This window comes from Nodosilinea sp. AN01ver1 (assembly GCF_050565655.1).
In the GTDB taxonomy this organism is placed as follows: domain Bacteria; phylum Cyanobacteriota; class Cyanobacteriia; order Phormidesmidales; family Phormidesmidaceae; genus Nodosilinea.
On record NZ_JBNXVS010000001.1, the window covers coordinates 462,319 to 474,635 of the forward strand.

Here is a 12,317-nt window from a genome sequence, read left to right on the forward strand (position 1 = left end):
TGTAGCCTTGCCTCAGAGGCGATCGCGCAGCGTTTTCCAGGGAAATTGTCGCCTTTGTGGCTATACTGCCTTGGCCCGATGGCTCAGGAATAAGCTGATTGCGACTGTCCTGTTGAAGCTGCCGCTGGCTAGCCCTCCTGGCTGCACTCCTGCTCTCTAAACCCCGACCCTTCTGACCCAACTCGCATGGAGATCGATATCCTCATTCTGACGGTGTATTTCATCTGTATAGGCTACGTGGTCTATCAGATGGCGCTGTCAATTGAGGCAGAGTTAGAAGACCAGGTGGTGCTGGTGCCCGATGCCGCTAGCCTGGAGAGTACGGTGCGATCGCAGATGGTGCGCCAGGGGTTTGACGAAACCGCTGCCGAAGTCCTACCTGGGGTAGAACCCCTGGGCAAAGCTGTCTCCCTGCGGCTGACGGTGCCCGAACCCCGCAGCCTTGCACCGCCGGAGGACCGGCCCGAAACGCCGCAGATCGCTCAGATTGTGGTGCAGGTGCTGCCCCAGGGACCGCATCCGCTCCAGCCCATTCAAGGCCTAACGGTACAGGTCATCAATCAGAGCAGCGCCCTCCAGGTGATCATCGACTGGGATCGCAGCTCCATTAGCCGCATGACCAACGAAATTCGCCGCGTGATTCGCCAGACCCCCGGCATGCGCCTTGACCTGGCCCTGCCCCAGGTGGCCAGCGTGGTCAACCCCAATCAGTACCTCAGCACCGTTGTCACCAGCGAAGACTGCTTTAGCCGCAGCGCCGATACCCAGGTGTTGCAGCAGGCCGCCCCGACGATAGACATTCCCAAACTGGCCAGCTTCAAAGCGCCCCTGCGCAACTACTCCATTGACCTGGTGGTGCAGCTCAAGCCGTTTAGCGATCGCGGCGGTCGGCCCGTCATGCTGCTGCTGCCCTTTCGCTTTGCCGTGGAGCCGCTGCCCGCCAAGGCCGCCATTCCTCTAGTGAACTGGATTTTGAAGCGCTAGCAGGAGCCGCTCAGGGACCGAGCCAGGGCCGCAGGCTCAATCCAAACCGCGATTTGCATTACGTTTAGGCAAACAGCATGGACCAACCTCAACTGCGGCTATATGTCGATGCTCAATTTATGAGCCCCTACGCCATGTCGGTGTTTGTGGCTCTCCACGAGAAAGCGCTGCCCCACGATTTAATCGGCGTCGATCTCACAACCCAGGCAAACCGCCAGGCTGATTATCAACGGCGATCGCTCACGGGTCGGGTTCCCGCGCTGGAGCACGGTAAATTTTCTCTCTCTGAATCGTCAGCGATTACCGAGTATCTGGAGGAGGTTTTTCCGCCGCCAGCCTACGCCGCCCTCTATCCACAGCAGCCCGATCAGCGGGCCAGGGCGCGGCAGGTTCAGGCCTGGCTACGCAGCGACCTGCTTCCCCTGCGCGACGAGCGCCCCACTGCGGTTATCTTTCAACAGCCCTCAGACACCCCCCTATCAGACAGCGCCCGGTTTGCCGCCGAGCAGCTTTTCGAGGCCGCGACAGCGCTGCTTAAAGACCACCATCTGTCGCTCTTGGGCCAGTGGTGCATCGCCGACACCGATTTGGCGCTGATGATCAATCGCCTGGTGGCCAATGGCGATGAGGTACCCGATCGGCTGGTAGAGTATGTTCAGCACCAGTGGCAACGGCCATCGGTACGGGCTTGGATAGAGCAAGGCCTAGCGGTGGCCGGTTCGCTTAGGATGTAGATGACCGTCATTAGCGAAAACTTGAGCGGCGAATGGGCCTATCGCCATCGCGCCAAACCCTTTGGAATGTCTGAACTATGCTGGCGATGGCTATAGAACGCAGCCTAACGATTGATCTGAGCTTGAGATGGATCCTTTTCCTCAACCTAAAATGTCTTTGAGGAACCGTTAATGGCCACTCGCCTCTGGAGCTTTCTGACCGCCGATATCTGCGACTTGGCTGCGCTGGGGGGAGCCAAGGGCACTGTCGATGCCGCCGATGCCGTGTTGGGGCTAGCCCAGGTATTTGCAGAAGAAGGCCCCAACCTCCAAACGCTAGCGCCACTGGTGAACCAGCTCGATTCGCTGTTGGCCGCGCTTAATTCCCCTCTGGGCAAGCTGGTCGGGTCAACTCTGCCTTTTCTGCCAATCGGCCCCGGACTGCTGAAGGTTTATCTGGAAACTACCCAAAAAGAACTCACGCTGGCCCAGTCTGTTGCCCTCATCAGCCAGGCCGCCTATCTGGAAAGCTTTCGAGAATTTGTTAAGCAGCATCCCAAAGTCGAGCAGTGGCTGGCGGCCAAAGACGGTACGCCCCAGGCCAAAACGATTACCCTCGAAATGAAAGCTCTGGGAATCTTTGAGCTTAGCGATCAAGACGCTCGCCTGGCGACGCTTCACTTTCAGCAGTCGGCCCTGGCCACGGCATTCAACAGCGCCTTGAGGGCACGCCTGGTGCAGCTTGGCATTAATGACCTCAAAATGGCTAACCGAATTGTCGAAGTCATCGCCAAAAACACCAATCGACACATGAAAACGGCGATCGCCGATGCCAAAAGCTGCCTCAACCTCAGCTTAGAGTAGGCCTGAGGCTGAGGCAAAAAAGGCGATCGCGCCCGTCAGCTCTGCGTTGCTGTGCTCAGGATTTGGGCTCCGTTGTAGTTCCCAAGGGTCTACCCAGCCTGTCTTTTGTAGTGCAAAAAGCGCTGTAGGTCTGGGTTGGTGGTCATATAAATGGCGGTAACGGTGCTGAGAATGGCCAACGCCACGCTGCCCACGGCTAGCACCGTCGAAAGCTGAGACCCCAGGACGATGACCAGGGCCACCAGGCTGACCATCAGCAGCGTTAGAATCGCCAGCAGCACCCACTTGGCCCACTTGCGACCCTGCCAGACCCGGTACATCACCCCAGCGGTGAGCAAAATTCGTGCGATCGCCCATTTATCTTTGGCCAAAATAACCAGCCCCAGATCGAGCACACACAGCGCCACAAACAGGGCCAGCAGGGTATTGCGAGCCTTGATTACAGAGGGTTCGAGGGTGGGTTGAGCGGGAGTTTCGGCTGAGTTCATAGTTGAGGATGGTTGATGTCTGGCTACTGCCCCAGTTGAAAAATTACGCCTAAATATTCGCGATAGGCGCAAACGTTACCATCCTTAATTTCGAAGGCGATCGCCGCCTGGTTTTCGTAGGCCTGCCCCAGCATGGTTCCGCTGGAGCGCACTTCATAGACAACGGTGGTGGGGTTAGAGGTAACCTGCTGCACCACCAGCGTCAACCCCACTGGAAACACCGTCGAGGCCAGCGTAAAAAACTCCTCAGCCCTGGCTTTGCCGTGGTTGAGCCCTTTGAACGGGCCAGCCGGAAACCAAAAGGTGAAGTCGTCGCTCAGGCAGGCCAAAAAGGCCGCCCAGTCGCCGCTGGCCAGACCGGTGGCAAAAGCCTGAAAGGCCTGTTCGGCCACTTGCAGCGTATGGGCGCTGGCTCCAGACATGTCTACGCCGTCCCTTAAATGCCGCCCACAAACCGACCGGGGCTGAGGATGTCGTGGGGGTCGAACTGGGCTTTTATCGCCTTCATCATGCCTAGGGCGCTGCCGCTGTAGCCCCACACATCGATCGATTTTTTCAGCGATATAGGGGCTTCAAGCAGGGTGAGGTAGCCGCTGGCCGCTTCGGCGTTAGACCGCACTTCCTTTACCATTTCTGCCGTGGCTGTCGCCCACCGCACGGTGCCAATGCCGCTGCCCCCGTGCAGTCGGGCCAGGCTACCCTCGGGAAGCGCTGCCAGCCAGCCCACTGCTTTGGCAGGCAGAACCCCGACTTTAGCCACCACCGCGTCGTTCTGTTCTGAAGCAGGGGGGAACAAGGCCGCACAAGCGGTAGCCCAGGCCTGCTCATCCTCTACCCCGTCAAGAATGCGGGCAGAGAGGCCCTCACCCACCAGGCTCAGGAGCGATGCCACCTGTTCTTCGACTCCGGGGCCGATCGATTGAAACCGCACCAGCAGGGCAAAGGTTTCACCATAGCCCAGGTGTGCCGCTAGGGCAGGGGACAGCACGTCCATCGCGACAGGCGTCAGCGGCGATAGACGCAGGGCACCGACCAGCCCGTCTACCCGGTCAGCGGCCCCCGTTACCACCACTGTTCCCGACACATCCTGCCCTGGGTACAGGCGAAAGGTGAGCTGAGACACGATGCCCAAAGTGCCGTAGGAGCCGGTCAGGAGCTTCATCAGGTCGTAGCCCGCCACATTTTTGACCACGCGCCCGCCCGCCTTGGCAATTTGCCCGTCGTAGCGCACAAAGGAAATGCCGATCAGCATATCCCGCAGGCCGCCGTAGCGCTGGCGCAGCGAGCCGGTATCTGCCGTGGCGACAATGCCGCCCAGGGTAGCTCGCTCCGGATAGGCCGGGTCGATGGCGAGAAACTGATTGTGCTGGGCCAGCCGAGGGACCAAATCCGCTAGCGTTACCCCGGCCTGGGCCGTGAGCGTCATATCCCCCACCGCATGCTCGATCACCTGGCTGAGCCGGGCGGTGCTGACCACCAGATCGACCCCATTTCCCAGGCCGCCCCAGGTCAGCTTGCTGCCGCTGCCGCAGGGCACCACTCGCCAGCGATGCTGGTGGGCGCAGGCCATTACCGCCGCCAGCTCGGCTTCAGTGGCGGGGCAAACAACGGCTTCTGGGGTCAGGTAGGGGGGTAGAGCGAGGGCATCGGGGGAGAGAACGGCATCGCTCCCCAAGCTGTCTCCTAGAACATCCCTCAGAATTTCAGCAACGTTGGCCATACCCTAGTCAATGCTGATCGGCGTGGGGCCGCTGCCGGGGCTGGCGGGGGGCACATTGGTGCGGGCGGCTCGGAACTCGCTATAGAGGCGATCGCGCCATTCAAAGAAAGCCTGAAATTCGGGCACATCCACCAGGCCAGGGACGCCTCTACCGCTGATGCCATTGGGCAAATCGACGTACTGGGCGCTGGGAAACTTGAGGTACATGGTGGCGGCGGCTACGGCAAAGTCGGCCAGGCTGGGCTGATCGCCCAGCAGGTAGGGGCTGTTTTGCAGCATCAGCACCAGCGCTTCGAGGTCCTGGCGCAGGCCAGCGGTAGCCACCTTAATATCCCCTGGGCCAAAGCCGACGCCGGTACCCACCAGGTTGAGAATGTCGCCCGGCAGCGCGCCGACCAGATCGCGCAGGGGGCCGGGGGTAAAGCTGGGCAGCAGGGCGGTGCGAAAGTTGGGGTGCTGCTTGAAGGCCCCAACCATGACGATGCGGGCCTTGGGCACGATCGCCTCGTCGGCCCAGCTCTCTAACGCCAGGCACAGACCCTTTTGCTTGGGGTCGGTAGGGATGAGGGGGCGATCGGGATAGGCTTTTTCGAGGTGGAGGGCGATCGCGGTCGAGTCGGGAATTACCAATTCGCCGTCTTTGAGCACGGGCACCTGGCGCTGGCCTGACATCTGAAATACTTCGACCTGGCCGACGCCGGGGGTGACTTCGACTTTGCGGTAGGGCACCTGCTTGTAGTCGAGAATCAGACGAATTTTTTCGGCGAAACAGGAAGCTTCAAACTGGTACAGCTCTAGCATAGGAGTCCTTATTGACCAGGGTCTGCGGGGGGCGGAGTGGGTACGGGTAAACCCGGTAACACTGTATCGCTATTTGCAGGCGCTGCACAGGCGGAATTAGTCGGTGGCTGGGTGGTGACGGTGACGGTTTCAAACCCGGCGGTAGCGAGCAGCTGCCCCACGGTGACTTCGGCGCGACGGTTGGCCTCGGCCAGCAGGTTCTCCCGACAGGCGGCTTCTTCAATTTTTATCAGCGCCTCCTGCTGGGCTTTTTCCTGCAGCTCGGGCGCGACATCTGGCCCCAGGCCCAAAAAGCCCCGGCTGTAGTCAAACACGTTGGATTTGCTCAGGTCGATTTTGCTGTCGAGAATTTTGGGCGGCGGCAGGGTGATCTGAATGGCATCGTCGCCCGTCACCTGCACGTTGGCAGCGGTGAGTTCGGCCAGGTCAACTCCAGCCCGCACCTCGCCGTAGGCAATGTAGAGCAGGTTAGTAGAGCCAATCACGTAGCCCGCCAGGGTGCGATCGCTCTTAGTCGGCACCACCGCCTCCATGGCAAAAATCGCCGTGGTCAGCTCGCTGGCCCCCCGCAGCTGCTGCACGACGACCGATCGCACATCCACCTGGGGCTCGGCTGGGGCAGCCATCAGCATGAGGCGCGCACCTTCGAGAAAGCGATCGGGCGATCGCCAGAAGCCCACCCCAACTGCCACCCCCACCAGCACCGCACCGCCAATCAGCGCGTTGAACACCGTGCGAATGGGGCGAAAGGGCGATCTGGGGGACTCGCGGCGCGATCGCGGCTGAGGCTGCACGGGCTGGGGCACTGGAATCGGCCAGGGATCGATGGGGTCAGCGTAGCGCGGTGGGGAAGGTGGGGTGCGATCGGGCGGTGCAGGGCGCATAGGGGTGGATGGGTGGATGGGTTGGCGGGTAGATGGGAGATGACTTAGGGTGACAGACGACGATAAGATCAAGTGTACTATTATTTTTTGAGCCGTTCGATGAAGGCAGCATGTTCCGGTGAGGCTAAGCCTAACTGTAAGACCTCTAGTACCCGCGCCATCCGGTTACTCAGTAGCGCGTCTACATCCAGCCACAGACCCGGAAACACTCGACTGCGAAGGATGCCATCTGAATCGGGCGACAACAACTGATATTCTCCCTCCGTTAGCCCAAACCACTCCAGCTGGTTGTCGTAGCTCTGCCAAATCACATACTCCAGCACGCCATTGCGGCGGTACACCTGCTTTTTCGCGCCTCTGTCGATGGCAGCACTACTGGCCGCGATTTCCACAATCAGTTCTGGGGATCCTTCAATGTAGTCATCGGCACTGATGCGGGTTTGCCCACCCACCGCTGATTCCAGAAACAGCACTGCATCGGGTTGGGGCTCGTTGTCTAAATCCAAACGCACAGTCGGTGCATCGCTCAGGTCTACGCCAGGAGTCAGAGTTTGATAAACCCCTAGCCAGGTCACTATTCGACTGTGAGGCTTGCCGTGCTGCCGATGGCGTAGGGGAGAGGCCACGTAGACAATTCCTTCAATCAATTCCGCTTTTCTAATAGCGGTTGCTGCCGCGTACCGACGCTCAAACTCTGCCCGCGACAGGCGATCGCCGCTCTGTAATGGGGGATAGTGCTGCGTTGCGGCGGACTGTGGGCTGGGCGAATACTCTCTGACCATGCTCTATCCCCAACTTTGCCTGAGGCGTTCCCTGAGAAAACCGCTCGACTGGCCTCTATCCTAGCCCGCCCGTCGAATTCCGACCTGCGGCTAAGACATCGTACAGCCCCCAGATCGCCATCGGGCGCATGTAGTGGCAGGCGCGGTAGGTGCCCAGGGCGGTGATCGCCTCGGGGGTGCGAAACTGTAGGCCATAGCTATAGATTTGATCGATGACGGCCACGGCGATCGCGATCGCCTCTTCCCGCCTGCCCATCTGGGCCAAAAACGCCGCCAGGCCAAAGTTGATGCCCGTCCACACCTCCTGCTGGTGGGTGCTGTCGGGGTCTTCGGGAGAACCGTCCGGCAGCACGCCGTTGGCCGCGCCGATCGCCAGCTTCAGCGTGGCGGCGCTAAAGTTGCCCAGCTGCGCCCCCTCAAACTTCTGCTGGGGCGGGCGTTCCTGGCTCTGCACCACCTGGTTAAATTTCACACAGCAGGCGTCGTAGATGGCGTCGAGGGCCGACAGGGTAAACTCGTCCTCCACCAGATCCGGCAGGCCCAGGTGGCGCACCATAAACTGGCCGCAGAGCTGATCGGCCATCACCACATCGGAGCCGCTGCCCGTATCCAGGCGGTAGTAGCGCCCGTTCCACAGCTTGGGATGGTAGGCCTTGAGGCCGTTGTCGAGCCAGCGGCGGTACTGGCTGAGCAGAATCGGGGTATTGCCGGGGGCCAGCCCATTGGCGGTGAGGATGTCAGCGATCGCGATCGCCGACTCCAGCGCCCCCAGCCACAGCCCACCGCAGTAGGCGCTAATGCCCTTTAGCTGCCAGTCGTCGAAGGTCTGGTCGGGGGCACCCTCGTTTTCAGGAATGCCGTCGCCGTCCTTGTCGAACTGCTTCAGGTATTGCAGGGTATCGACCACCGCTGGCCAGCAGTCTTTGAGAAAAGCCACATCCGTCGCCCCGGTAAACTGGTAGGCGCGGTAGACCTGGAGCACAAAGTCGCTGCCCAGGTCTTTCCACTGGTTGCAGTCCTGGTAGCTGGTGTAGTTGGTCTGTGCCCAGGGGTGCTCGTTGGGGGCACCCAGGTCGTGGGGGGTCGCGCCCTTGAGCTTGCGAACGGCGGGCGGATTCTCCAGGCCCATCGTGACGTAGTAGCCAATGATGCGCCGCCGCTCGTCCTGGGTGGGGATGGCGCGGGCAAAGGCGCGCAGCACGGCTTTCTCTAGCTCCGGCCACAGCAGCAGGGTGGCGAACCCGCCGTAGAGGCGCACGTCCAGGCTTTCGTACCAGCGATAGTCGATGCATTCCAGCACCGCAAACTGGCCCACGGGGTCGGCCTCGGTGGCGGCGCTCCACAGGGTGCCGCCGCTAGCTAAATCGTACAGCTCGTTAAACAGTGCCATTTTGAAGGGGTCGGGCAGGTCGGGGCGCTCTAGAATGGGCTGCTGCCAGGCGGTAATTTGCTGCTGCCAGGTCTTGTAGTCGCTCAGGGCGGTGAAGGCGATCGCCTGCGCGTTCCGCCCTGTTCGGCCAAAGAAATCGGTGTAGCGACGGTAGTTGATCACCCCCGCCGCAAATTCAGTGACGGGCAGATCCCAGGCCAATGCAACGGGGATTTGCTTGGTCTCGCCCGGTTGCAGGGTAAAGCGCAGGGCGATCGCCCCCGCGATCTGCTCCCCCTCCCCAGCCGGAGACGTATCCAGCAGGTTCATCAATCGCCCCAGCTTGGCAAAGGCGTCCCACAGGTCGCGCCCGTCGCCCGCCGGGTCCCAGCGCAGGTCGTAGGACACCTCAATGTCAGAATCCTCTGGGGTGAGCACGCACCACTGGCCATCCCCCTCGGCGGGGTCGCCATTCCAGGCCCCATCCAGCAGCAGTCCCTTGACACCGCCAGTAGTTAGCAGCTGGTTAAAGTTGCCCCCGCTCTGGCTGATCGCAGGCACGTAGTCGTAGTAGGGACTGCCGTCGTCGCGCAGCAGCACCTCCGGCGATTTTTGCGTATTGGTGAACCAGCCCACCAGGTTCTGCCAGCTCACCATCAGGCTCAGGGTAATGGGAAAGTGGGTTGGGTTGTGGGCCGTCCATTCAAAGGCCACCACCGGGTAGCTGGCCTCTCTGTAGTTGTCGGGCCAGATGGGGGTGATCTGCTCGCAGGTAATCTGGGCGCGAAACACATTCTCGTAGCGGTACCAGCTGCGCGGATACAGCGCGTGGTAGTGGCCCGTAGTCTGTGCACTGGTGGAGGCGGGATACCACGACCACGACGACAGGCTGCCGTCAACCGGCGGCTGAGCGCTGAGGGCGTAGGCCTGGGTGCCCGCCCCGGTCTTCTCCCACAGGCTGAACTGACAGGCCGGAAAGTGACCGAAGACGTGCTCTCCGCCATCCAGGTGCCAGAGGTTGAAGTCGCCATTGGGCGATCGCCCCACACAGCCCGCCCCCAGCCCGCCCAGCGGTGCTCCGTGGTCTGGGCCATCGTCGAGGTTGCTGGCGTAGCGCACGATGTAGTGGTGCTCCCAGGGCTGGCCGATCGGTCGCTGCCACGCTTGGGACGGAATCTGGGGAAGGGATGGGGTTTCAGTCATCCCAGAATTTTACCGGAGCGGGTTGATTTGTAAGCGATCGCCAGGCTCTTCAAGTGGTGAAAGCTAGCGTTCAGCGCTGGCTCAATCTAAATTTCGTCGGCGAACCGCAAAATCTTTTGGTACAGCCGGTGGCTGATGCGAAAGCCCGCCTGCTCCACCAGCGTATCCATCAGTCGCCGCACGCTGGGAATGAGCGCCCTTTTTTTGGCTAAAATAATGACGCCAAAAATGCCAATCACCGACAGCTCCAGCTCTTGGGCGACCTGGCGACTGCGGCGTTCATTCATCAACAGCTCGTCGGCTTTGAGCTGTAAGGCCAGCGCGATCGCGTGGGTTTCGCCCAAATCGAGCTGTTTACCCGGCTGCATAACCTCAGCGATCGCCAGTTCCGTTGGAGCCTGCACGTGAACCCAACCCGATGAGAGCACTGCCTGAACGCGGGCGTTTTTAGCGGTCGCTAAATCGCTGGCGGCGACCTCTGAAATAATCACGGTACCGTAGATAGACTCCAGCAGCCAGAGATAGTCAATCAGCGCCAAACTGCTTAAAGACGAGGCATCGCTCACTAAAATCATAGCCAACCTCGGCTCCGCAGGTTTTGCAAATCTTCGTCAAATTCTTGCACATCGTAATGGATGCAACCGCCGCGATGGCCAATGTATTTTTGAAACTCCATCAGGTGCATGTCAGCGATTTGGCTAGCACCCCCCAGCGTGACCCGCTCTTGCTCAAATAGGGCGATCGCAATTTCTCTAAGCCAATTGGCTCTAGAAAAAGCAGAATCTTGAGCGATCTCATCTGAAATATTAAGCGTGATTTTCATGGGTGAGAGTTGTCGCAGGGCGGTCGTTGCTTGAAATCGATTTGTTTTATGGCCTGTTTTTCTTCCGTATCCAGAAACCCCTAAGCCAGTCAAATTTCTATTTCATTAAATATGGGTTTAGTGGATATAAGGTAGTCAATTTTGTTGGATTTTTATTTCCAGGTTGATGACGCAAGCCTTTTGACTTGGGTTGTATAGGTTTGCTCGTTAGATGTGCTCAAAGCCCAGATTCTTTTATACCCACGTCGCAACTGTAGATATCTCATGATCTCATATAAAGATAGCCTTTAGAGTGTTGTTTGCGATCGCTTGGGCAATTGTTTAAGCGCTGTTTCTGGCCTGTCTACGGCGGGAATGCTAGAGAGACTATTCCTTCGAGGTTACAGGCATGTTTACGCAGAGCCGCAAGTTTCGCATCGGCGGTTATCAAGCTGGTCAAAAGCCGGACCATGTCAAGTACCACCAGGCGGGTCGATTTGAGCAGGAACAGCTGCCGCCCCGAGTCGATTTGCGTCACCATATGACCGAGGTGGAAGAGCAGGTCGGCAATAGCTGCGTGGCCAATGCCTTTGTGGGAGCCTACGAGTATTTGGCCAAGCGCGACCTGGGCGATGCCGCCGACGTGAGCCGCCTGTTTGTGTACTACAACGCGCGATCAAAGACCGGCAGCCACAACGAGGATGGCGGCACCTACATGTACTGCGCGATCGAAACGCTGATGCAGCACGGGGCCTGCTCCGAAGACCTCTGGCCCAACGATGAAGAGCTGATCTTTACCGAACCTGACGCCAGCGCCTACGACCATGCCGCCAACTTCAAAATAATTGAGGCCGAGGCCCTCGACACCGATCTCGATCTCTGGCGACACACCCTGGCCGAAGGCTATCCCATCGCCTTTGCCCTCAACACCTTTGAATCGTTTGACGAAGCTACCCGCAACAAAGGCCGGGTGCCCAAGCCCAAACGCTCCGACAACGGGCGCGAAACCCACGGCTGGCACGCCATGCTGTGCGTTGGCTACTCCGACAAAGATCGCATGTTTATTGTGCGCAACTCTTGGGGGCCAGAGTGGGGCGATCGCGGCTACTGCTACGTCCCCTACGACTACGTCATCCACGACGACTACAACGGTCACGACTCCTGGATTATCAAATCGCTCAGCGACCTCGATTTTAGCGCCGAAGTTTGGGAGGGCGACGAATCGTTTTTTGCTGACGATAGTTCGCTGCTGCTGTATGAGTTTTATCTGCACACCGAAGACCCCGAAGGGTTTGCTAGCGCGCTCGAAGAACTCTGCCAAAACTACGCTGAAACCGAAGAAGACTACTACTTTGACTACGAGTATGAGGAAGCAGAAGAAAGCGCCTATCTACTCAATATTCTCAACTTCGATCTCACCATCGACGACGCCACCGAGTTTATCGAAACGCTCGATGCTCTCTGCCAAGAGTATGCCGTAGATGAATCCTACGGCTTTAGCTATGGCAGTGAAGATTCTGAGGCGGAAGAATCCGAAGAAGATTACTCTGAAGAGAAATACTCCGAAGAAGAAGCCGAAGAGGAAGAGGAATCCGAAGAAGAGTACTCCGAAGAAGAATCTGACGAAGAGGATTATTCTGAAGAAGAAGAGGAAGAGGACTCTGAAGCGGAGGAAGATTATTCTGAAGAAGAATAGATCGCTAGAGT

At 59.2% G+C, this 12,317-nt stretch carries 13 protein-coding genes; 4 read left to right on the plus strand and 9 right to left on the minus strand.

The features are described from left to right. The first annotated feature begins 186 nt into the window (after nucleotides 1-186). The 3 genes from ACQ4N7_RS02230 (at nucleotide 187) to ACQ4N7_RS02240 (ending at nucleotide 2,561) form a co-directional block, all read left to right on the plus strand. Nucleotides 187-984, plus strand: a complete 798-nt coding sequence (locus ACQ4N7_RS02230) for a hypothetical protein (RefSeq protein ID WP_430709986.1) — start codon at nucleotides 187-189, stop codon at nucleotides 982-984. Between the two features lie 77 nt (nucleotides 985-1,061). After that, a complete protein-coding gene (yfcF, locus tag ACQ4N7_RS02235) occupies nucleotides 1,062-1,718 on the plus strand; it encodes a glutathione transferase (protein WP_430709987.1) in 657 nt (218 codons plus the stop codon). Between the two features lie 171 nt (nucleotides 1,719-1,889). Then, on the plus strand, nucleotides 1,890-2,561 hold the full coding sequence (locus ACQ4N7_RS02240; protein WP_430709988.1) for a hypothetical protein: 672 nt from the start codon (nucleotides 1,890-1,892) through the stop codon (nucleotides 2,559-2,561). An 89-nt stretch (nucleotides 2,562-2,650) separates the two neighbouring features. Here ACQ4N7_RS02240 and ACQ4N7_RS02245 read toward each other — a convergent pair whose 3' ends face one another. The 9 genes from ACQ4N7_RS02245 to ACQ4N7_RS02285 all read right to left on the minus strand — a co-directional run bounded on the left by ACQ4N7_RS02245 (nucleotide 2,651) and on the right by ACQ4N7_RS02285 (nucleotide 10,631). Continuing rightward, the gene (locus ACQ4N7_RS02245; protein ID WP_430709989.1) at nucleotides 2,651-3,049 is read right to left on the minus strand and encodes a hypothetical protein; all 399 of its coding nucleotides are present in this window, start codon (nucleotides 3,047-3,049) and stop codon (nucleotides 2,651-2,653) included. Between the two features lie 23 nt (nucleotides 3,050-3,072). Next, the gene (locus ACQ4N7_RS02250; protein ID WP_430709990.1) at nucleotides 3,073-3,471 is read right to left on the minus strand and encodes a nuclear transport factor 2 family protein; all 399 of its coding nucleotides are present in this window, start codon (nucleotides 3,469-3,471) and stop codon (nucleotides 3,073-3,075) included. 14 nt (nucleotides 3,472-3,485) lie between these two features. Then, nucleotides 3,486-4,769 (minus strand): FAD-binding oxidoreductase, encoded by a 1,284-nt coding sequence (locus ACQ4N7_RS02255; protein ID WP_430709991.1) that lies wholly within the window; start codon nucleotides 4,767-4,769, stop codon nucleotides 3,486-3,488. Between the two features lie 3 nt (nucleotides 4,770-4,772). Continuing rightward, entirely contained in the window at nucleotides 4,773-5,570 is a 798-nt protein-coding gene (locus ACQ4N7_RS02260) for a glutathione S-transferase family protein (protein WP_430709992.1), read from the minus strand. 8 nt (nucleotides 5,571-5,578) lie between these two features. Further along, a complete protein-coding gene (locus ACQ4N7_RS02265; RefSeq protein ID WP_430709993.1) occupies nucleotides 5,579-6,454 on the minus strand; it encodes a DUF4230 domain-containing protein in 876 nt (291 codons plus the stop codon). A gap of 80 nt (nucleotides 6,455-6,534) precedes the next feature. After that, nucleotides 6,535-7,236 carry a Uma2 family endonuclease gene (locus ACQ4N7_RS02270; protein WP_430709994.1) on the minus strand — a complete coding sequence of 234 codons (702 nt, stop codon included), beginning with the start codon at nucleotides 7,234-7,236 and terminating at the stop codon, nucleotides 6,535-6,537. A 55-nt stretch (nucleotides 7,237-7,291) separates the two neighbouring features. Further along, on the minus strand, nucleotides 7,292-9,808 hold the full coding sequence (locus ACQ4N7_RS02275; RefSeq protein WP_430709995.1) for a GH116 family glycosyl hydrolase: 2,517 nt from the start codon (nucleotides 9,806-9,808) through the stop codon (nucleotides 7,292-7,294). A gap of 86 nt (nucleotides 9,809-9,894) precedes the next feature. Then, nucleotides 9,895-10,383 (minus strand): DUF3368 domain-containing protein, encoded by a 489-nt coding sequence (locus ACQ4N7_RS02280; protein ID WP_430709996.1) that lies wholly within the window; start codon nucleotides 10,381-10,383, stop codon nucleotides 9,895-9,897. Continuing rightward, on the minus strand, nucleotides 10,380-10,631 hold the full coding sequence (locus tag ACQ4N7_RS02285) for a UPF0175 family protein (RefSeq protein WP_430709997.1): 252 nt from the start codon (nucleotides 10,629-10,631) through the stop codon (nucleotides 10,380-10,382). The genes ACQ4N7_RS02280 and ACQ4N7_RS02285 overlap by 4 nt, the downstream gene beginning before the upstream one ends. A gap of 388 nt (nucleotides 10,632-11,019) precedes the next feature. Here ACQ4N7_RS02285 and ACQ4N7_RS02290 point away from each other — a divergent pair, with 388 nt between their 5' ends. Next, entirely contained in the window at nucleotides 11,020-12,306 is a 1,287-nt protein-coding gene (locus ACQ4N7_RS02290; RefSeq protein ID WP_430709998.1) for a C1 family peptidase, read from the plus strand. Nucleotides 12,307-12,317: the final 11 nt, after the last annotated feature.